Raw genomic sequence first — 21,891 nt, 5'->3', positions numbered from 1 at the left:
TGTACCGTCGACGGTCTGTGGCAGACCGGCCGGCCACCAAAGCAGCGCTGTCCGACTTCGGGCACGTCGTAAAGCGACGACTCTCCCGCGATCGGACCTCACGTGAGTGGCGGCTGAAGCGCCGCGTGATCGGTACGAATCCGATGGCAGGACGCGCGACCGGCGTGCTCACGGGCCAGCGGGTGACGCCGCCCGGATCGCGTCCCCCGGCCCGACGGCCGCCCCTGCGACCACCCCGCTCCCTCCCCGGCTACCCCTCCCCGGCCCGGACCACCTTTCCCCAACCTTCCGGCCAGCTCGCGCCCTCCCCGACCACCCCGCTCCCTTCGCGCCCCCGCCCAGGTGACGGCCGGCCCCGCCGGTCGGCGGGTGGCCGGTCCGGCGGGGCGGTGGGTGTTCGGGGGCGGCTCAGCGGAGGCCGTCGCCGCTGTGGGAGGGGGTCGGGGTCATCCCGTACGGGGTGGAACCGAGTCCTGGTGCGACCGTTCTCGCCCCGTAGGTGACCGTCTCGGGGTCGTGCGGGGTCGGTCTCGGCCCGTGGGTGGGCGTCCCCGGCGTGTGGGGGAGGCCCGGTCCAGCCCCGTACGCGACCGGTCCGAGGGCCCGGGGGGCCAACCCGGCCCCGTACGCGACCGGTTCCGTCGTCCGGGCGACCGCCGACGTCGCGTCGGTGCTCGGCTCCGGGGGTGTGCCGCGGCCGTGCAGGACGAGGGCCCAGGCCAGGACGGCGAAGGCCGCGACGTTGGTGACGGTGCGTACCGTGTTCCAGGTGACCCAGCGGGACTCGAAGTCGCGGCGTACGTCGGCGAGGTCGGCGATGTGGGCGGGGTCGCCGGCCTTGGCCAGTTCGTCGTTGAGTGGCACGTTGACGGCGCTGGTGATCACGAACATCGCCAGGTAGAGCGCCAGCCCGGCGATGATCCAGGGCAGGGCCGAGCGGTCGGCGCCGGAGCGGAGGTTCAGGGCCAGGGCCAGGGCCGTGAAGGCCAGGCCGCCCAGGAAGCAGGACATGAACCAGCCGTTCAGGATGGCCGTGTTGATCTTCTGCATGGCCTCGACGAAGGCGCGGTCGCTCGCCCCGCCCAGGCCGGGCATGACCGCGTACGAGAAGGCCGCGAAGAGACCGGCCATCAGTCCGGTGGTCAGGGTGCCGGCGAGCAGCGCGGCGGTGTGCAGGGTCTTGAGTTGCACGGGGATCACGCACCGTTCCAGGCGCCGGCGGTGGCCGCGGCCCGGGCGTAGACGTCGAAGTCGCGGGCGGGGCGGCCCAGTACGCGCTGGATGTCGTCGCTGACATGGGCGTTGCGGCCGTCGAGCACCGTGCCGAACAGGTACGTCAGGAAGTCGATCACGTCGGCGGGCACCTGGGCGGCGGCGAGCGCGGCGGCGTACTCCCGCGGGCTGACCCGGGTGAAGCGCACGTCGCGCCCGGTGGCGGCGGCGATGGCCGCGGTGGCGTCGGCGAAGGTGAGCGCCCGGGGCCCGGTGAGCTCGTAGACCTGGCCCGCGTGTCCGTCCTCGGTCAGCACCGTCGCGGCCACGTCCGCGATGTCGTCCGCGTCGACGAACGGCTCGCCCACCGGCCCCGCCGGCAGCGTCACCTCGCCGGCCAGCACCGGGTCGAGGAGGTAGCCCTCGCTGAAGTTCTGGCTGAACCAACTGCACCGCAACACCGTCCAGTCGGCGCCCGGCCCGCTGCCGGCACGCCCACCGGCCGCCTCCGCCAGTGCCTTCTCGCAGGCCAGCGCCTCGTCCTCACCGCGCCCCGAGAGCAGCACCAGCCGTCGCAGGCCGCGCTCGACCGCCTGCTCCGCGAAGGCGCCGACCACGTCGACCGCGCCGGGCGCGGCCAGGTCGGGGTAGTACGAGACGTACGCCGCGTGCGCCCCCTCCAGCACCGGGCCCCAGGTCGCCGGCCGCTCCCAGTCGAAGGGCAGGCCCCCGGTGCGCGAGCCGATGCGTACCGGCAGGTCGCGCGCCGTCAGCCGGCGTACGAGGCGGCTGCCGGTCTTGCCGGTCCCGCCCAGGACCAGGATCGGTGAGTGCGTCGAGTGCGTCATGGTCGGCTCCCCGTGGGTGGTTGGGCGACCGTTCGGCCGCTGATCTCTACTGTCGATGGCCGTGGCACCGGCAACAATGGCCGAATCCGCACCGTCCGTTAACCTATGGGTTATGGATAAGGGGGCCACGTGGAACACCGCGACATCGAGATCTTTCTGACGCTCGCTCAGGAACTGCATTTCGGGCGCACCGCCGAGCGGCTGCACGTCTCCCCGGCGCGGATCAGCCAGGCCATCAGCAAGACCGAACGCCGCATCGGGGCCCGCCTGTTCGACCGCACCAGCCGGCTGGTCAGCCTGACGCCCATCGGTAGCCAGTTGCGGGACGACCTCCAGCCCGCGTACGAGCAGATCCAGGCGGCCGTCGCCCGCGCTGTCGAGTCCGGCCGGGGTGTGGGCGAGGTGCTGCGGGTGGGGTTCATCGGCGCCGGGGTCGGCATGTTCGTGTACGAGGTGGCGGAGATCTTCCGGGCCCGCCATCCCGCCGGCGAGGTGCGGGCGCTGGAGCAGCGGTACGTGGACGCCGGCACGCTGCTGGCCGGCGGCGAGATCGACCTGCTGCTGTGTGTGGCCCCGCCGGTACGGCCCGAGGTGAGCGAGAGCCCGATCCTCTTCAGCGAGGAGCCCGTACTGGCCGTCTCGGCCCGGCACCCCCTCGCCCGTCGCGCCACCGTGCGCCTCGACGACCTGGCCCGCGCCGCCGTCCTGCGGCCCCGCCTGATCGCGCCGGAGGTGGACGCCATGGCCGTACCCGCGACGACCCCGGCGGGTCATCCCGTCGAACGCGGCCCGGACTTCGGCACCATCCAGGAGATGCTGGCCCTGGTCGGCGCCGGCAGGGGCGTCTACCCCGTGCCCGCACACGCGCGACGCTTCGACTCCCGCCCCGACGTGGCGTACGTGCCGATCGAGGACGCGCCGCCCTTCGCCTGGCGTCTGCTGTGGCGCACGTCCGCGGCGACCAGCCAGTTCCACGCCTTCGTCCAGGCGGCCCGCGACGCCGTGGCCACCCGGGCCAACCCGCTGCTCGAACCCGCCCCCGAGGGCACCGCGCGGGGCGCTTGACCGCCGCGTCCGGGGTGCGCCTCGCGGCGCCCGGAGCACGTCTCGGCCAATCGACGCCTTCACGCCACCCACACGGGACGTCCATCCGATGTGATGGCCGTGTGGAGCACGCCGGGGCAACACGCTCCGTTCACGCGTCAGTTGATGTTGTGACGCGCGTCATGTCGCCATGGCGGCGCCGGGGGCTTGTTCGCGGCTTTCATGCCCTTTAGTGCGGTGGATCGCTAGCACTCCGTATCTCTACGGTCACCCGAATCCGCGCGACGGCTCGCGTCGCGTACGTCGGGGAGGGGCTGGGGAATGTCGGATGGCGCACGCCCGCGAAGACCTCGGGGCGCCGTACTCGTCACGCTCGGGCTCGCGTTGGCGGTCGGACTGCTGCCGGCCGGCGCGCCGGAGGCGGTCGCCGGGCCGGGGGTCGCGGCGGCCACCGCGTCGGCGGACGGGGCGAGCGGTGCGCCCGGCGGTGGCTCGGGTGGCGGGTCGGGTGCTGGCGAGCGGAAACGTTCCACCCGGCCGGGTGTCACGGACTCCGCCACCGCCGTCTCCGAGTCCACCGCCCTCGACCAGGCCCGGCGCACCGGAGCCAGGGTCGAGGTGACCTCGCTGCGGACCGAGACCAGCGAGGTGTTCGCCACCCCCACCGGCGCGCTGGAGGCGCGCGAGCACGTACGCCCGGTGCGGGTACGCGTCGACGGGGGCTGGCGGCCGGTGGACACCGGGCTACGCCGGTCGGCCGACGGCGCGGTGGTGCCCGGCGGTACGTCGGTGGGCCTGGAGTTCTCCGGCGGCGGCACGGCCCCGATGGTGCGGCTGCGCCAGGCCGGCCGCGAGCTGGCGCTGAGCTGGCCCGCGCCGCTGCCCGAACCCCGGCTGGAGGGGGACTCCGCCGTCTATTCGGAAGTGCTGCCCGGCGTTGACCTGCGACTGACGGCGGAGGTGGACGGCTTCGCCCAACTGCTCGTCGTCAAGTCGGCGGCGGCAGCGGCCAGCGAGAAGCTCGCCGAGCTGCGGCTGCGGGTCGGGGCGCGGGGCGTGACAGTACGCGAGGGGCCCGACGGCACCCTGGCGGCGGTGGACGAGGGCGCCGGCAGCGCGGTGTTCGAGGCCCCGCGGCCGGTGATGTGGGACTCCAGCGGTACGGCGGCGCGTGGGACGGGCGCCCGTCCGGCGGGCGAACCCACCCCCGAGCCGGCCCCTGCCGGGGCTCTTGGTGCCGAGGGGAAGGGCGCCTCGGACACTGGCTCGGCCCGTGACGGGGCCCTGGGCCGCGAGGCGAAGGGTGCCTCGGACATCGGGTCGGCCCCTGACGGGGCCTCGGGCCGTGTGGTGAAGGGTGGCCCGGACATCGGGTCGGCCCCTGACGGGGCTCCGCGCCGTGAGGTGAAGGGTGCCCCGGACACCGGGTCGGCCCCTGACGCGGCTCGCGGGTCGCGGGCGAACGGTGGCCCGGACACCGAGTCCGCCCCTGACAGGGCCCCGGGCCGCGAGGCGAACGATGCCCCGGACACCGAGTCTGGCCCTGACAGGGCTCCGCGCCGCGAGGTGCAGGGTGCCCCGGACACCGATCCCACCCCTGCCAGGGCCCCGGGCCTCAGCACGAACGTTGGCCCCGACGCCAAGTCCGCCCCCCACGGGTCCCCTGGCCCCAACGCGAAGGCGGCCTCCGACCGCGAGCCCGCCCACCACAGGACCTCCGCCGCGACCCCCGCCGCGACCCCCGGCAGGACCCCTGACGCCCCCGACGGGGCCCCCACCCGGCACCCCGGGTCCCGTTCGCGCGCGGGCGCGGCCAGTCGGGCCGACGCCGAACACCACCAGACCACCGGGCGGGCCGCGCCCACCCCCCGCGTCGCCCCCGCCGGCCAGGCGGCCAGCGCTGGCGGTGGCCGGCCCGCGCCCGTGGGCGTGGCGGTCGGGGACGGCGGCGGCGAACTCGTCCTCACCCCGGACCCGGAGCTGCTGACCGGCGGGGACACGGTCTACCCGGTCTACATCGACCCGCAGTGGTACACCCCGCGCGCCTCGTCCTGGACGGTGGCCTCGCGATACTGGGCCGGCACCCCGCAGTGGAAGTTCAACGGCGACCCGGACGCCGGGCTCGGCTTCTGCGGCTGGGCGTACTGCAAGCCGGAGGACACCAAGCGGCTCTTCTACCAGATCCCGACCTCGCGCTTCGTCGGCCGCTCCGTCCTGTCGGCCGAGTTCGTGGTGCGTGAGACGCACGCGGCCTCGTGTGAGGCGCGCGAGGTGCAGTTATGGCGGACCAAGGCGATCTCCTCGTCCACCACCTGGAACTCCCAGAACGCGGCCGGGTTCTGGGCCGACCACCTGCGCACCAGCAGCTTCGCGTACGGCGCCGAGGGGTGTGCCGCCGCGGACGCGGAGTTCGAGGTGGGCGGTGTCCTGCGACAGGCCGCCGAGCAGGGCTGGCCCTCGATCACCTTCGGCCTGCGGGCCTCCGGCGAGAGCGACCGGTACGGCTGGAAGCGGTTCGCCGACGACGCCTACCTGCGGGTGAGGTACAACCGGCGGCCCACCCAGTTGCGTACCGCGCAGTTGACGCTCGATCCGGGCGGCACGTGCCGCCCGGGCGACCAGGCGGTGCGCGTAAGGTCGCTGCCCACCGTGCGGGTCACCAACGTGACCGACCCGGACGGCGACACGGTGGGCGCGCAGTTCCAGGCCACCTGGGACGCCGGGGACGGGCAGGGGTGGAAGCCGCGCTGGACCTCGGCCACCACCACCCTCAAGCGTTCGGGCTCCGACTTCTCGACGCGGTTGCCCACCAGCCTGCCGCGGAACAAGCGGGTCGACTGGCACGCCCGGGTGTGGGACGGCGCGCAGTGGTCGCCGTGGAGCTACGACGGCGCCGCCCACGGCTGCAACCTCACGCTCGACACCAGCGTCCCGGCCGGCCCCTCCATCACCTCGGGCCAGTACGCCGCGTCCGACCCGGAGGACCCCGAGGACCCGTGGCGGGACGGGGTCGGCCGGTACGGGACCTTCACCATCGACGCGCCGGCCACCGACGTCACCCGCTACTGGTTCGGCGTCAACGAGCAACCCAGCGCCAGGCACACCCTGAACACCTCGGGCGGCGGGCCCCAGACGATCCGCTTCATGCCGACCCGCCCCGGCGTCAACTTCGTCACCGCGCAGGCCTTCGACGCCGCGGGCAACGGCAGCGAGCCACGTACCTACTCCTTCCGGGTGCGCGCGGGCCAGCCCGACCGCGTGACATGGGAGCTCAACGAGCCCGCGGGCGCCAGCGAGATCGGCGGCACCGGTGGCGCCTGGCCCGCCGACCTGGCCGGCGGGGCGCGGGCCGGCGGCGAGGGCATCATGGGCGGCGGGCTGCACCTGGACGGTGTCGACGACCACGCCGCGACGGCCTCACCGGTCCTCGACACCGGCAAGAGCTTCACCGTCGCGGCCTGGGCCAGGCTGCCCGCCGAGGGCGTGAGCGGCACGCCGGTCGTCCTCGCCCAGGCCGGCAACCACGCCAGCGGCTACGAGCTGTACTACTCCAGCGCGTCCGGCGGCTGGGTCTTCCTGCGGCACACCAGCGACAACGCGAGCGGCAACGGCACCGCCCGCGCCGCCCAGCCCGCGTGCCCGACCGGCGACACCGCGTGCGCCACGGGCCGGCTCGGCACCTGGACCCACGTCGCCGGCGTGTTCGACCACCCGGCCGGCGAACTGCGCCTGTACGTGAACGGCCACCCGGTCGCCTCGGCCCCCTACCGCGACCCGTGGGACGCCCGTGGCGCCACCTACCTCGGAGCCGCCTCCCACTACGGCAAGCGCGAGGGCCACTTCCGGGGCGCCCTGGACGCGGCGCACCTCTTCGACTACCAGCTCAGCGACGCGCAACTGGCCACCCTGGCCGACCGGAAGCCGGTGACCTCGGGCGGCCGGCCGGCCAAGGTCGTCTGGGACCTGGACGAGGACGCCTCCGCCACCGCCGTCACCGGGCGCGGCCAGCGCGTGACGGGCACGCCGCACGGCGCCCCCACCCTGGGCGCCCCCGGTGTCGCCAGCACCGCCCTGACCCTGGACGGCACGGACGACCACGTCCGCACCGGCCAGCCCGTGCTCGACACCCACCAGAGCTTCGCGCTCTCGCTGTGGGCCCGGTTGCCGAAGGATCGGGGCGAACGCCCCATGGTCGCCGCCAGCCAGGCCGGCGCCACCCTGCGCGGCTTCGAGCTCTACCACTCGTCGACCCTCGGCTGGGTCTTCCTGCGCGCCGGCGCCGACGACCCGAACGCCCCCGTGGTCCGCGCGGCCGAGCGCCCCTGCCCCGAGACCGACCCGACCTGCGCGGGCGCCGGCCTCGGCGAGTGGGCGCACGTGGTGGCCGCGTACGACTACGACGCAGGCGAGCTCAAGCTGTATGTCAACGGCACCCTGAAGGCCACCGAGGCGTTCACCACGCCGTGGCTGGCGCGTGGCCACCTCACCCTGGGCGGCGCGGAGTACGCCGACGGGATCGGCGGGTTCTTCCGTGGCGACCTGGACGAGGTGCGGCTGTACGACCGGGTGATCTCCGACGACGAGGTGCGGCAGCTCTTCCGCCAGCGCCCGCTGGTCAAGGGCCGCTGGAAGCTGGAGTCGGCCACCGGCACGCCGGCCACCTCACCGGACGAGACCGCCGCCCGCCGCCCCCTCACCCTCGCCTCCGGCGCCCGCGTCGGCCCCGGCTGGGTGGACGACGGCGCGCTGGTCCTGGACGGCACCGACGACCACGCCGTGACCTCGGGCTCGCCCCTCGACACCAGCGCCAGCTTCACCCTCGCCGGGTGGGCGCGGGCCGCGGCCGTCCCCCAGGGGCCGGTCACGGTCCTGGGCGTCGAGGGCGAGCGGCGTAGCGCGGTCACGGTCGGCTGGGTACCGGGCGCCGACGCGAACGCGCCGGGCCGCTGGCAGGTGACGCTGCCGGCCACCGACGCCGACGGGTCGGGCGTGACGACCGTGGAGAGCCGCTCGTTCGCGGACGTCCGTGACTGGAACCACCTGGCGGTCGTCTACGACGGGTTCGCCGACCAGGTGCGGCTCTACGTCAACGGCCAGGTGGAGACCCTGGTCTGCCCGGACGGTGACGGCGACGGCACCACCGACCAGGCGGGCTGCGCCAACCACGTCTCCTGGGCCGACAACGCGCCCTCCTTCAACGGCACCAGGGCCCTCCAGGTCGGCCGGGCCAAGACCGCCGGCGCCTTCGGCGGGTACTGGCCGGGCGCGGTGGACGACGTGTGGGCCTTCCAGGGCGCGCTGAACGAGGAGGAGGTCGCGCGCCTCGCCGAGGGGAAGCGCGGTGCCCCCACCGAGGTGCCTCGGGACTGAGCCGCGTGGGGCCGCCCCGTGGGCCGCCGCCCGGTGACGCGACGGCGGCCCACGAGCGCGTGACGCCCCGCACCCCTCCGTGCCCCCTGCCTCCGGTGGCGCCCGTGGTCTGCGCGGCGGGGCCCACCATCCGTAGCCCCCAGGCCACGCGGCGGGACCCGTCACCCGAAAGCCCCCCCACACCCCCCACACCCCCCACACCCCCCACACCCCCCACACCCCCCCACACCAGGCCCACGGTGGCGCGTCAGTCGCCCTGGGCCCGTCCCAGCGTGTCGCGTCGCGGCGTGGCCGCGGCGTTTCGAATCGAGTGGGAGAGAGATGAACGACAGATCCACGACGACCCGGCTCAGACGCGGGGGCCGGCGAAGAGTCGGCGTGCTCGTCTCGGCGGCGTTGGTAGCCGGCCTGATCCAGGCCAGCGGCGAGACCGGGGCGCGCGCGGCGGACGACGGCAGTGGCCGGCCCGACCTGCCGCGCTCGGAACGACCCGTGGCCGGCGCCGACTTCGGCAAGGCCAGGCCGCGACCGGTGAACGCCGGCCCGCGCACGCCGAACCGACCACCCAGAGCGAGTTGGCCCGAGGCCGGGAGCGCGACGGTCCGGCTCCCGGCCGCCGGCCAGCGCACGGCGGGGGCCGCCGCCCCACCCCCGGTCCGGGCCGGCACCCTGCCCGTCACCCTCCTCCCGGCCCGGCCCATCCCGGGCGCCGGTACGGGCCGTACGCCGAGCCTCGCCGGGGCCACCGGGAGTGCCGAGGACGTCGGGAGCACCCGGCCCACCGACGTCACCGTGCGCGTCGAGCCACGCGCCAGGGCCGAACGGGCCGGCGTGACAGGCGTGTTGCTGACCCTGGACCTCGACCAGACGGACAGGCCCACCCCTGGCGCCCCCGCCATCAACCCGACCACCACCACCGGCATCGAGTTGGACTACGCCGCCTTCGCCGAGGCGTACGGCGGCGGCTACCTGTCCCGCCTGACCCTCGTCACGCTCCCCGCCTGTGCGCTGAGTGACCCCGACGACGCGAAGTGCCGTACCGCCATGCCCGTGCCGACGGTCAACGACACCGAGCGCCGGCGGCTGACAGCGGCGTCCGTCCCGTTGCGGGCCGGGGCGCCGACCGTGCTGGCCGCCGTCGCCGGTGACGAGGGCAAGACCGGTGACTACAAGGCGAGCACGCTCGCGCCGTCCGCGTCCTGGCAGACCGCGTTGAACACCGGTGACTTCGGCTGGTCGTATCCGATGGAGGTGCCGGACGTCCCCGGCGACCTGGCCCCCGACCTTGGCCTGTCGTACTCTTCCGGCTCCCTGGACGGCCGCACCAGCTCCACCAACAACCAGGCGTCCTGGGTCGGCGACGGCTTCGACCTCTCGCCCGGGTCCATCGAGCGCCGCTACAAGCCCTGTTACGACGACGGGGTGAAGAACGCGGACGGCCGCGAGCCCGGCGACCTGTGCTGGGGCTACGACAACGCGTTCCTGACCATGGACGGCAAGGGCGGCGAACTCGTCCCCACCGGCAAGAACGAGTGGAAGCTCCGCCAGGACGACGGCACCAGAGTCACCCGGCTGACCAGCGGTGACCGTGCCAACGGGGACGACGACAACGAGTACTGGCGGCTGACCGACACCGACGGCACCCAGTACTTCTTCGGCTACCACCGGCTGCCCGGCTGGGCCAGCGGCAAGGAGACCACCGACTCCACCTGGACCGTCCCGGTCTACGGCGACGACGCCAACGAGCCCTGCCACAAGGCCACCTTCGCCGACTCCTGGTGCCAGCAGGCGTGGCGCTGGAACCTGGACTACGTCGTCGACGTGCACGGCAACGCCATGGCGTACTACTACGACAAGGAGACCAACTCCTACGGTCGTAACCTCAAGGACACCGACGACACCCCGTACACCCGTGGCGGCTATCTGGACCGCATCGAGTACGGGCTGAAGGCCAGTGACCTGTACGCCGAGAAGGCGCTGGCCCGGGTGGACTTCACGCAGGCCGAGCGGTGCCTGCCGCAGACCGGGGTGACCTGCGCGCCGGAGACCATCGACGACAAGAAGTCCTACTGGTACGACACACCCTGGGACCTGAACTGCAAGGCCGGCACCACCTGCGACAAGGGCCGCCTCTCGCCCAGCTTCTTCACCCGCAAGCGGCTGGTGGACGTCAGCGCCGAGATCCTCAAGGGCACCGCGTACGCCAAGGTCGACTCCTGGGCGCTCGGCCACCGCTGGGGTGAGGCCGACGTGGACCGGCAGCTCCTGCTCGACAGCGTCCAGCACACCGGGCACGCCGCCGCGACGGCGATCACCCTGCCCAGGACGACGTTCACGTACACCCAGCGGGAGAACCGGCTCGACAAGGTCGGCGACGGCTACGCCCCGTTCGTCAAGGCCCGGCTCTCCAGCGTCGCCGACGAGTACGGCGGGCAGGTCGACGTCGGCTACTCGGCGCCCGCCTGCTCCGCCGCCGACCTGCCCACCCCGCAGTCCAACACCACCCGCTGCTTCCCGCAGTTCATGGGCGGCTCCAGCAGCGACGACCCCGAGCGGCACTGGTTCAACAAGTACGTCGTGACCTCCGTGACCGGCACCGACCGCACCGGCGGCGCCCCCGACCAGGTCACTCGCTACACCTACCTGGGCGACGCCGCCTGGCACTTCGACGACGACGACGGCCTGACCCAGGAGAAGCACCGCACCTGGTCCCAGTGGCGCGGCTACGGCCACGTGCGCGTCCAGACCGGCGGGCAGGGCACCGACGCCATGAGGACACAGGAGGAGCACTACTTCCTGCGCGGCATGGACGGCGACCGCGCGGCCCCCGCGGGCGGCACCAAAAGCGTCAGCCTCACCCTGGGCGCCGGCGAGGGTGACCCGATCCCCGACCACGCGGCCACCGCCGGCTTCGGCTACAAGACCGTCACCTTCTCCGGACCCGGCGGCACGGTGCTGAACAAGACCGTCGAACGGCCCTGGCACCACCAGACCGCCGAACGCGTCCGCACCTGGGGCACGGTCACCTCCGACCTGACCGGCACCGGCCACAGCAAGGAGTGGAACTCGCTCGACGACGGCGCCGGCCAGAAGTGGCGCACCACCGAGACCACCACCACGCACGAGGAGGTCGCCGGCCGGGTCACCCGGGTAGAGGACGCCGGCGACACCGCCACCACCAGCGACGACCGCTGCACCCGCACCAGCTACGCCGACAACACGGCGGCCAACCTGCTGTCCCTCACCGCCCGCGAGGAGACCGTCTCGCTCGCCTGCGGCGGCACCCCCGACCGGACCAGGGACGTCATCTCCGACGTGCGCACCGCCTACGACGGCGGCACCTACGGCGACACACCCACCAAGGGCGACGTCACCGCCACCGCCACCCTCACCGCGCACGACGGCACCAGGGCCAGCTACCTGGAGAGCGGCCAGAGCGTCGACGGCTACGGGCGACCGCGCACCGCCACCGACCTGACCGCGACCCTCACCGCCACCGGCGACGCCACCCCGGTCCGCCAGGCGCGCGCCGACGGGCGGACCACCACCACCGCGTACACCCCCGCCACCGGCCACCCCACCAGGATCACCGAGACGACCCCGCCCGCCACCCCCGGCGACGCGGCCACCGCCCAGACCACCACCACCGACTACGACATCTCCACCGGCCAGCCCACCGCGATCACCGACACCAACGGCAACGTCACCAAGTACGCCTACGACGCGCTCGGCCGCACCACCCGCATCTGGCTCGCCGACCGTGCCTCGTCCAACGCGACGCCGGCCAACTACGAGTTCACCTACACCGTCACCGAGGGCAAGGCCACCGCCGTCGGCACCCGCACGCTGGAGAACAGCGGCGGCCAGCGCACCACGTACCAGATCCTGGACGGCCTGCTGCGTGAGCGGCAGACTCAGGAGCCGGGCCCCGGCGGCGGACGGGTCCTGGCCGACGTCTTCTACGACGAGCGCGGCCTGCCCGCCAAGGAGTTCGCGCCCTACTACGCCGAGGGCGCGCCACGCACCGCCCTGTTCGCCGCGGCCGACGCCCTGTCCGTGGAGACCCAGACCCGGCGCGTCCACGACGGGCTCGGCCGCGAGACCGAGGTGCGCCAGATCGCCGGGAACGGCGACGGCGGCACGGTGCTCAGCACCACCCGCACCCGCTACGGCGGCGACCGCTCCACCGTCATCCCGCCCGCGGGCGCCAGCGCGGTGACCACCGTCACCGACGCCCGCGACCAGACGATCGAGCTGCGCCAGCACCACGCGCGCTCGGCCGACGCCGCCTTCGACACCACCCGCTACGCGTACACACCGGCGGGCCAGCTCGACAAGGTCACCGACCCGGCCGGCAACGTCTGGGGTTACGCCTACGACCAGCGCGGCCGACAGATCCGCGCCGACGACCCCGACAAGGGCACCACCCACAGCCGCTACGACGACCGCGACCAGCTCGTCTCCACCACCGACGCGCGTGACACGACCCTGGTCCACGTCTACGACGGCCTGGGCCGCCGGACCGAACTGCGCGAGTCGACGGCCACCGGCACCCTGCGCGCCAGGTGGGTCTACGACACCGTCGCCGGCGGCAGGGGCCAACTCGCCGAGTCCACGCGGTACGTGAACGGCAACCCGTACACCTCGAAGGTCACCTACTACGACCGGCTCTACCGCGCGCTCAAGAGCGAGGTCGTCATCCCGGCGGCAGAGGGCGCGCTGGCCGGCACCTACCACGCGCAGCAGGCGTTCCACCTCTCCGGCCTGCAACGCAACGTGAGCTACGGCCCCGCCGGCTCCCTGCCCGGCACCGGCGCCAGCTACCTGTACGAGGCGGGCACCCAGCGGCTGAACGTGCTGACCGGCGACGGGTTACGCGCCGGCATCACCCACACCCTGACGGGCAAGCCGCAGCAGTACGCCTTCGGCCTGACCGACGGCCAGCGCAAGACGTGGACCACCCAGAGCTACGAGTGGGGCACCCAGCGGCTGGCCAACAGCCGGGTGGACCGCGAGAACGTGCCCGGCGTGGACCGCAGCACCACCTACCACTACGACGAGGCCGGCAACGTCACCTCGCTGGCCGACGTCTCCCGCGACGGCACCGACAACCAGTGCTTCACCTACGACCACCTGCGCCGCCTGACCCAGGCGTGGACCCAGCCCACCACCACCTGCGCGGACGCCCCCGCCGGCGACGTACTCGGCGGGCCCGCCCCGTACTGGCAGTCCTACAGCTACGACAAGGTCGGCAACCGCCTCACCGAGACCGCACACGACCTGACCGGTGCCGCCGCCAACAACACCACCCGCACCTACACCTACCCGGCCCCCGGCCAGCCCCGCCCGCACGCCCTGACATCGGTCGCCACCAAGGGCCCGACCGGCACGGCGCGGGAGACCTACGACTACGACGCGACCGGCAACACCCGCGCCCGCACCCTCGGTGGCGACACGCAGAACCTCACCTGGGACGCCGAGGGCCACCTGGCCGAGGTCACCGAACCCGTCGGCGACACCGGCAAGACCACCACCACGTCCTACCTCTACGACGCCGACGGCAACCGCCTCATCGGCCGCACCGACACCGAGACCACGCTCTACCTGGGCCACACCGAGGTCACCCTGGCCCGGGGCGCCGCCAAGGCCAAGGCCACCCGCTACCTGGACCTGGGTGACGGCCACCAGGCCGTCACCCACGACGACGGCAGCGTCACGTACACCGTCGCGGACCACCACGGCACCGGCGAACTCGCCGTCAAGGCCGCCGAGACGACGCTCACCCAACGCCGCAACCTCCCCTTCGGCGCCCCCCGTGGCACCGACCCGACCACCTGGCCCGGCAGCAAGGGCTTCGTCGGCGGCACCCGCGACACCACCACGGGCCTCACCCACCTCGGCGCCCGCGAGTACGACCCGAGGCTGGGCCGCTTCCTCAGCGTCGACCCGGTCATGGACCTCACCGACGGCCAACAGATGCACGGCTACACGTACGGCGACAACAACCCGCTGCTGTACAGCGACCCGAGCGGCACGTTCTTCGGTGGCCCCTTCAACATCGTGCGCCCCAAGGGCGGCGGTTACGGCCACGGCGCGGCCGGCGGCCCCCTGACCGGCGGCGGAGGCCAAGGCCACGGCGCCGCGGGCGGCCGGGTGACCGGCAGCGGCGGCTACGGACACGGCGCGGCGGGCGGCCGGGTCAGCGGCCGGGGCGGCTACGGCCACGGCGCGGGCCGGCCGGTGACGAAGTACCGCCCGGCACGGTACCGGGCGACGGGCTACCGGTCCGCCAGCTTCCGGACCTTCCCGAAGTCGGGCTCCAGCGAGGCGGAGAAGGCGTTCGGCGCGTACGGGGTCCCGGAGCTGCTCCGCAGCAGCATGGTCGCGTTCAGCAAGCTCGCCTACAGCGTCCTCGGGCCCGACGCCGCCCAGTGGCTCGCGTGCACGCGGGACCCCGTCCAACTGGACTGCGGGACGGAAGCGCTGGGAGTGTCGCCGATCGGCAAGGTCGGGAAGTTCGGCAAAACGGTCCTGGGCAAGGCCGCCAAGCGCTTCCGATCAGGCAGAAAGGCCGAGCAGCCGAAGGTCTGCCACAGCTTCCTGCCCGATACGGAGGTCCTGCTGGCGGACGGCACCACCCGCCCCATCAAGGACGTCAGGACGGGCGACAGGGTCCTGGTCACCCACCCCGAAACGGGCGAGACAGCCCCCCGCGAGGTCGTCGGCACGATCATCACCGAGGACGACAAGGAGTTCGTCGACCTCAAGGTGACCGGCTCCCAGCAGACCTCCCTGGTCGCCACGACCACCCACCCCTTCTGGGTGGAGGACACCCACTCCTGGACCAACGCCGGCGCCCTCCGGGCCGGCATGCGCCTCCGCACCCCGGACGGCACCACGGTAGAGGTGGCCGCGACCCGCCACTTCACCCAACACCAGCGCACACACGACCTGACGGTCGCCCAAGTGCATACGTACTATGTGGCGGCGGGTAAAGCGCCGGTGCTGGTGCACAACAGCGACTGTCCGCCGGTATCGAAATACGAGGACATCACCAGCCCCGGCGCCCGCATGCTGAACAAGTCGACTGATGTCGGCCCTGTGGAATTCGGAAAGAATCTTGAGGCCAATGGATGGGCTCGCACCGAGAAGGGCCCGAACCTCATGTACGAAAAGGGCGGGGCAAGGTACTTCCTTCGCGGAAAGGCCAACAGCCATACGGGATGGACGGCGGATTACTATAATCCGGGGTCCAAGAAGGCCGACATCAAGATCAGGCTGGGTGAGGGCTGATGGTAGAGGCGGACTCGATCGTGATCGATCGCAACGAGTATCTCGACGTTCGCTCCCGCGGCGCGGCTACCTTCGATCTCGACGCCAGATTGCCTGACCAGGTCTTCAGGGGGAGCGCCGGAGACTCTCTGTTCTGCGAGTTCGATGCGGTCCTCACTCCGGAGTTCTGGCCGGCACTCTGTGCGATGGCCCGGTGGCATGGTGATCGCCACGTCGAACTGCTCGTTCTTGAGCCGGATTCCGACGCGTTCTACCTCCCGGAGTATCGGATGTACCCGGCGGCGTCGTTGCCCGTCGAGGCAGGTGTGGACGACTACTGGGCTGCGATCGGTTACGAGCCGGACGGCGACATCATGGGGTCGATCGCGATCTCGGCGAACGTCATCGCCGTGACCGGATCTTCCGGAAAGTGGGGGTGCTGGGGTGAAAGAGATCCCGAGGTCGCAGTGTTCCAGGGCTTCCCGAACGCGGCCGTGCGGAGTGGATGGTGCGCACAGTTCGGGCCTTTCCTGGGAGTGTCAGGCGCGCTGGAGTCGTATCTTCCGCTGACCTTCGCGGGCCGCGCAGTCCCGGACGAATATGCCGCTACCCTGACCGCCAACTACGGGCCTACGGGTGGTCGAGACTCCTCGTCAAGTTCTACGGCTCAGCCCAGGCGTTGAGAATCGCGCAGTGAGGTTGCTACCGGGCAGGGAGGCCATCTTACTGGCGAGGTCGCCCTGTGGGCTGAACTGGGAACATTGTCCGGCATTGAGTACGCCTGGTACGGCGATCAGCCTCCTACCTCGCTCCCGGAAGTTGACCAGATGGTCACGTCATAGGGCTTAGGCGCCCGCAGAGAAGCCTCACCGGTTCGCTGACCGGTGGGGCTTCTCGCGTGTGAATGCGAGAAAGGGGCGGTGCCGGATCGGAGTTCACCTGACGCCGCACCCGGGCGCACGCGTTCCTCCCCACTTCCCACCTCCTACCCCACCCGATCCCGGTCGGGGTGGTACGTGGACAGGGCCCAGATGACGAATACGGCCAGGGCCATCATGGCTATGGACCAGACCGGGGCGTACGGGAGGAAGAGGAACTGGGCTATCAGGCCCAGGGCGGCCAGCAGGATGCCGGTCATGCGGGCCCAGGACTGGTCGGCGAGGATGCCGATGCCGACCAGGGCGGTGATGGCGCCGAGGATCAGGAGGGTCCAGCCCCAACCGGTGAGGCTGACGCGGTAGATGTAGTCGTTGAGGTTGACGTAGACGTTGTCCTTGGTGATGGCGGCGATGCCCTGGAGTACGGAAAGCACGCCGTGGACCAGCATGAGGACACCGGCGAGCAGGACGCCTCCGGTGGCCCAGCCACTGTTGTCGCGGTACGCGGAGGCGGGGCTGGGCGGTCCGGCGTGCCGGCCTCCGCCGGTATCGGGGCGGTGGGCCGAGGGTTGGTCGCTCATGGCGGAGCTCCCTTTCGTCCGGCCGCGGTAGCGGAAGTGGCGCGGCCTGTTTCGACCGTGGGCATCTCCGTTCGCCGACCGCCACCGGACGTACTCCATTCGGGGGATGGGCGGGGGAGGCGTAACGGGGGGGCGGGGCGGGGTGACAGGGGTCCGAGGTGTTCCGGAATGCGTCGTGGGAGGCGCGGGCGTTTACTGGCGGTGCCGGAATGCGCCATCCCCACCAGTCGCCGGAGGCCCCGTATGGCCACGTTGACCGTTTGGAAGTTCGACTCGTCCGAGGGTGCCGCGGACGCCGAGAGCACGTTGCTCCAGTTGCAGAAACAGGAGCTCATCAAGGTGCTGGACGCGGCGGTCGCGGCCTGGCCGGAGGGGGAGAAGAAGCCGAGGACGCGGCAGTTGCACAACCTGACCGGAGTGGGCGCGCTGTCGGGGACGTTCTGGGGGATGCTCTTCGGGCTCATCTTCTTCATGCCGCTGCTGGGGGCCGCGGTCGGCGCCGCCGCCGGCGCGCTGGGTGGGCGGATGGCCGACGTCGGGATTGACGACGACTTCATCGACTCGGTGAAGTCGCAGGTCACGCCGGGTACGTCGGCGCTCTTCCTGCTGTCCCAGGACGCGGTGGTCGAACGGGTCCGCGCGGCGTTCCCGACCGGCCACGCCCAGCTCATCGAGTCGAACCTGGACGCCGAGCAGGAGGCGAAGCTCCGCGAGGTCTTCGCGGACTGAGCGGGACGCCCCCGCGCCCGCCACCCCCCCGGACCGGGCCCAGCCCCTCACCGCCGGTAGGGGTGCCAGCCCAGCCCCCACCTCCGAACCGGAGCCCAGCCCTTCCTCGCGCGACCCGGGCCCAGCCCCCACCCTCCGGGCCCGAGCCCGGCCCCCTCCCCGGCGCGGGCCAACCCCCGGCGCAGCCCAGCCCCCGGCGCGGTCCGAGCGCGGCGCGCCCCTTACGGGGTGACGATCGCGAAGTCGGGGTCGGGCGGCGGGGGGTCGATATGGCCCAGCAGGTCGACCAGCCTCCCGATGTCCCCCGTGACGTGCACGTTCGCCCGGTCGGCCAGCTCATGCGGGGACAGGGTGCCCAGGAGCAGCGCGCGCAGGTCGGCCGGGGGCAGGGTGATCCGAGCGTCGGGGGCCGTCGCGGTCGCGGCGGGGCCGTCGCCGGTGACGTGGGTGAGGACGCCGTTGCGCAGCCGCAGGGTGAGCGGGGCGTCCCCCGTCGGCGCGAACCGTACGGTCACGTCCGCGTCCCAGCTCCGTGGCCCGTCGACCCGGATGGCCAGGGCGTCGCAGAGCTGCTCCAGGGTCAGGGCCGCCAGCAGGTCGGGGGCGACCGTGGAGGTGGGCGTGCCGACCACGCCGTGGCGTAGCTCCCGGGCCCCCGTCAGGTAGAAGTTGCGCCAGGTCCCGTTCTCGCTGCCGTACCCGAGCTGCTCCAGCGCGTCGGCCTGCAACCGTCGCGCGGGGGCGTGCTCGGGGTCGGCGAACAGCACGTGGTGCACGACCTGGACCACCCACCGGAAGTCGCCGTCGGCGAAGGAACGCCGTGCGCGCCGTACGACCTCCTCCGCGCCGCCCATGAACTCCACGTACCGGCGGGCGGCCTCGACCGGCGGGTGTTCCCACAGGTGGGCGGGGTTGCCGTCGAACCAGCCCAGATAGCGCTGGTAGACGGCCTTGGTGTTGTGACTGACCGAGCCGTAGTAGCCGTGGGTGTGCCAGGCCCGTTCCAGGGCCGGCGGCATCGCGATCTCCTCGGCGATCTCCAGGGCCGTCAGGCCCTGGTTGAGCAGGCGCAGCGTCTGGTCGTGCAGATAGGCGTACAGGTCGCGCTGTTCGGACAGGTACGTCAGGACGCGCTCGCGCCCCCAGGTCGGCCAGTGGTGGGAGGCGAACGCGACGTCGGTGGCGTCGCCGAAGAGGGTGACGGCCTCGGTGAGGTAGCGGGCCCACACGCGGGGGTCGCGGACCTCGGCGCCGCGCAGGGTGAGCAGGTTGTGCAGGTTGTGGGTGGCGTTCTCCGCCAGGCACAGCGCCGCGTGGTCGGGGAAGTGGATGTTGAGTTCGGCCGGTGCCTCGGTGCCCGGGGTGAGTTGGAAGGTCATGCGGACGCCGTCGACGGTCTCGGTCTGGCCCGTGCGCACGACGTCCAGCGTGGGGGGGACCAGGCCGACGGTGCCGGTGGAGGTGGTCGGCCCGAGGCCGGCGCCGATCTGTCCGCGCTCGCCCTTGGGGAGCGCGGCCCCGTACATGTAGGCGGCGCGGCGGTTCATGGCCGTACCGGCGTAGACGTTCTCGCTGACGGCGTGCTCCAGGAAGCCCACGGGCGCGATGACTGGCAGGCCGGCGGTGAGGTCCGCGCCGTCGACGACGCCGCGTACGCCGCCGAAGTGGTCGACGTGGCTGTGGGTGTACAGCACGCCGCTGACCGGCCGCCGCCCTCGGTGCGCGCGGTACAGGGCCAGGCCCGCGGCGGCCGTCTCGGCGCACAGCAGCGGGTCGATGACGAGGACGCCCCGCTCGCCCTCCACCAGCGTCATGTTGGACAGGTCGAAGCCGCGTACCTGGTAGAGGCCCGGCACGACCTCGAACAGGCCGTGGTCGGCGGTCAGTCGACTCTGTCGCCACAGGCTGGGGTTGGCCGTGTCCGGGCAGTCCGCCGCCAGGAACCCGTACGCGTCCAGGTCCCACACGGCGCGTCCGTCGGGGGAGCGGATGACGTTCTCGCCGGCGGTGCCCAGGAACCCCCGCCGGGCGTCCTGGAGATCGCGCGTGTCCTCGAAGGGGAACCGGTGCCACAGCGCCCGGTTGGCCTCGGCGATCGCGGGCCGCGCGGGCCCGGGTTCCGTGTTCGGCGGCATCGGCGTCTCCCTCTCACGGGGCGCGGGCGCGGCCGTGCCGCGACGGTGCGGCGACACCCCCGGCCCTACGCCACCCTCGCCCGCCCACCGGCCCCGGACCACCGGGCGTACGCCGTCGGGGGGGAGGCGCGCGCGGCCGGTGCGGCGGGCGCCGCCGACGGTCGCGGGCCACCGGCACGTCGCGGGCCGGCGCCGGGCGCGTCCTCGTCGGCGGGTGGTGGCCCCGCCGACCGGCCGGGCTACGACTCCGCCGGCGCCAGGGCCCTGCGCGGCGACCGCGCGCCCACCGAAGCCCGCGCCGGAACGCGCTCGCCCCCGGCCTGTGCCGGGCCCCGCTCGGCGTCGGCCTGCGCCGGGACCCGCTCGCGCTCGGCGCGTGGCTGCGGCTGTGACGGGACCTGGGAACGCGGCTGGGGACGTGAGCGCGGCTGCGGCTCGACGTACGGCTGCGGCTCGGTCCACCAGGCGGCGCCGTCCTCCAGATAGCGCAGGAGAACGCCTTCGCGTAGCGCCCAGGGGCAGATGACCAGGGATTTCACCCCGCTGAGCTTCATCGCCGTGTGGCCGATGACCGCGCCGGCCAGGCTCTGCCTGGCCCGGGGCCCGGAGATGCCGGGCAACTCGGCCCGCTGCTCGGCGGGCAGCGCGGCCAGCCGGTCGATCGCGGTCCGCAGGTCGCGGCGGCGCAGCACGCGCTGGGCGAACGGGCCGCGACGGCCCGGAGCCGCCCCGCACAGCCGCGCCAACTGCTGGAACGTACGCGAGGTGGCGACCGCCGTGTGCGGGTTCTCCCAGCGGACGCGGGCGGAGACGTCACGCAACTGGTGCCGCACCGCGCGCCGCAGCGCGAGCAGGTCCTCGGTCGCGGGCGGGTCGGCGGCGTACAGGAACTCGTTGGTGAGGCGGTTGGCGCCCAGCGGCAGCGAGACCGCGAACTCGGGCATCCGGCCCCGGCCGAACGCGATGTCCAGCGAGCCGCCCCCGATGTCGAAGACCGACAGCGGGCCCGAGCGCCAGCCCATCCACCGTCGCGCGCCCAGGAACGTGAGCTGGGCCTCCACCTCGCCCGGGAGGACGCGCGGACTCAGCCCGGTCCGCTCCCGCACCGCCCGCAGGACCTCCGCCCGGTCGGGCGCGTCGCGCACCACGGCCGTCGCGAACGCCAACGGCTTCGGCGCGCCCCACCGGCCGGCCACCTCGATGGCCGCGCGCACCGCCGTCACCAGGCGTTCGGTGGCGGCCTCGCCGAGCCGGCCGTCCTCCGCCACCTGTTCGGACAGGCGCAGCCGCCACTTCGCGGTGTGCACCGGCAGCGGCACCCCGTCTCTCGTGTCGCTCACGGCCAGTCGAACCGTGTTTGACCCGATGTCGATCAGACTTAACCTCATGGCCACGTCGTACCCCCAAAAGGACACGGAATGCGGAGAGTGCGCAGAACCGGTCCCGTCGGGTCCGGATAGCCCCGCCAAACGGCGCGAACCCACCGCTACCGCCGGCCGATCCGTCCCGCGTTCCCCTGGTACGGATCGGCCGGCCCGTCGTCAGTGGCGTCCGGTATCACTGGGTGTGGTGGGCGCGTGGCCGTGGGCGACGGGTGCGGGAGTGTGGGGGGCAACGGATGGCGCGGCGGCCGGTGTTCGTCGTGGGGGAGGGGTTACAGGCGCTGGAGATCGCCGAGTTCGCGACGGGCGGCGCGGTCCGGGAGGCGCTAGCGCGGCATGCGCGCGCTGGACCTCGGTACGCGCGTCGAGTGTCGCCCCGTCGCCCGCGCCGCGCGTGGCCCCGCCGTTGGCTTCGGCCCGCATGCCAGAGGCGGAGCCCG

The 21,891-nt window shown here is 73.2% G+C and carries 10 protein-coding genes; 5 read left to right on the top strand and 5 right to left on the bottom strand.

The window, feature by feature from the left end:
* Positions 1-408 precede the first annotated feature (408 nt).
* Entirely contained in the window at positions 409-1,200 is a 792-nt protein-coding gene (locus tag ACFVFR_RS16070; protein ID WP_383701843.1) for a DUF1772 domain-containing protein, read from the bottom strand.
* Positions 1,197-2,060, bottom strand: a complete 864-nt coding sequence (locus ACFVFR_RS16065; RefSeq protein ID WP_383701841.1) for an NmrA family transcriptional regulator — start codon at positions 2,058-2,060, stop codon at positions 1,197-1,199. Before ACFVFR_RS16065 ends, ACFVFR_RS16070 begins: the two co-directional genes overlap by 4 nt.
* Before the next feature lie 129 nt (positions 2,061-2,189).
* Between ACFVFR_RS16065 and ACFVFR_RS16060 the strand changes: the two genes are divergently transcribed.
* From ACFVFR_RS16060 to ACFVFR_RS16045, 4 genes are all read left to right on the top strand, one after another.
* Positions 2,190-3,125, top strand: a complete 936-nt coding sequence (locus tag ACFVFR_RS16060) for a LysR family transcriptional regulator (protein WP_383701839.1) — start codon at positions 2,190-2,192, stop codon at positions 3,123-3,125.
* 300 nt (positions 3,126-3,425) lie between these two features.
* On the top strand, positions 3,426-8,474 hold the full coding sequence (locus ACFVFR_RS16055; RefSeq protein ID WP_383701837.1) for a LamG-like jellyroll fold domain-containing protein: 5,049 nt from the start codon (positions 3,426-3,428) through the stop codon (positions 8,472-8,474).
* Between the two features lie 378 nt (positions 8,475-8,852).
* Entirely contained in the window at positions 8,853-15,767 is a 6,915-nt protein-coding gene (locus ACFVFR_RS16050) for a polymorphic toxin-type HINT domain-containing protein (protein ID WP_383701835.1), read from the top strand.
* A complete protein-coding gene (locus ACFVFR_RS16045) occupies positions 15,767-16,429 on the top strand; it encodes a hypothetical protein (RefSeq protein ID WP_383701833.1) in 663 nt (220 codons plus the stop codon). Before ACFVFR_RS16050 ends, ACFVFR_RS16045 begins: the two co-directional genes overlap by 1 nt.
* A gap of 302 nt (positions 16,430-16,731) precedes the next feature.
* On the opposite strand, the gene ACFVFR_RS16040 is transcribed toward ACFVFR_RS16045, so the two are convergent.
* The gene (locus tag ACFVFR_RS16040; protein WP_383701831.1) at positions 16,732-17,205 is read right to left on the bottom strand and encodes a hypothetical protein; all 474 of its coding nucleotides are present in this window, start codon (positions 17,203-17,205) and stop codon (positions 16,732-16,734) included.
* Between the two features lie 243 nt (positions 17,206-17,448).
* Between ACFVFR_RS16040 and ACFVFR_RS16035 the strand changes: the two genes are divergently transcribed.
* Positions 17,449-17,934: a DUF1269 domain-containing protein gene (locus tag ACFVFR_RS16035; protein WP_383701829.1), complete on the top strand. Its 486-nt coding sequence runs from the start codon at positions 17,449-17,451 to the stop codon at positions 17,932-17,934.
* A 221-nt stretch (positions 17,935-18,155) separates the two neighbouring features.
* Here the strand turns inward: ACFVFR_RS16035 and ACFVFR_RS16030 are convergent, their stop codons facing one another.
* Both ACFVFR_RS16030 and ACFVFR_RS16025 read right to left on the bottom strand, forming a co-directional pair.
* Positions 18,156-20,069 carry an alkyl/aryl-sulfatase gene (locus ACFVFR_RS16030; RefSeq protein ID WP_383701827.1) on the bottom strand — a complete coding sequence of 638 codons (1,914 nt, stop codon included), beginning with the start codon at positions 20,067-20,069 and terminating at the stop codon, positions 18,156-18,158.
* Positions 20,070-20,308: 239 nt separating this feature from the next.
* Positions 20,309-21,457: a Ppx/GppA family phosphatase gene (locus ACFVFR_RS16025; RefSeq protein ID WP_383701825.1), complete on the bottom strand. Its 1,149-nt coding sequence runs from the start codon at positions 21,455-21,457 to the stop codon at positions 20,309-20,311.
* Between the last annotated feature and the right edge of the window lie 434 nt (positions 21,458-21,891).

Origin of the sequence: Streptomyces sp. NPDC057702, from assembly GCF_042799315.1 — a bacterium.
GTDB lineage: Bacteria > Actinomycetota > Actinomycetes > Streptomycetales > Streptomycetaceae > Streptomyces.
The sequence above is the reverse complement of the archived record's forward strand: the minus strand, read 5'-3'. Positions and strand labels throughout refer to the sequence as shown.

What these genes read in the sequence shown, in the direction of transcription:
- ACFVFR_RS16065 (WP_383701841.1), bottom strand. Translation starts at nt 2,060, where the DNA reads ATGACGCACTCGACGCACTCACCGATCCTGGTCCTGGGCGGGACCGGC.
- ACFVFR_RS16055 (WP_383701837.1), top strand. Translation starts at nt 3,426, where the DNA reads ATGTCGGATGGCGCACGCCCGCGAAGACCTCGGGGCGCCGTACTCGTC.
- ACFVFR_RS16045 (WP_383701833.1), top strand. Translation starts at nt 15,767, where the DNA reads ATGGTAGAGGCGGACTCGATCGTGATCGATCGCAACGAGTATCTCGAC.
- ACFVFR_RS16040 (WP_383701831.1), bottom strand. Translation starts at nt 17,205, where the DNA reads ATGAGCGACCAACCCTCGGCCCACCGCCCCGATACCGGCGGAGGCCGG.
- ACFVFR_RS16035 (WP_383701829.1), top strand. Translation starts at nt 17,449, where the DNA reads ATGGCCACGTTGACCGTTTGGAAGTTCGACTCGTCCGAGGGTGCCGCG.
- ACFVFR_RS16030 (WP_383701827.1), bottom strand. Translation starts at nt 20,069, where the DNA reads ATGCCGCCGAACACGGAACCCGGGCCCGCGCGGCCCGCGATCGCCGAG.
- ACFVFR_RS16025 (WP_383701825.1), bottom strand. Translation starts at nt 21,457, where the DNA reads ATGAGGTTAAGTCTGATCGACATCGGGTCAAACACGGTTCGACTGGCC.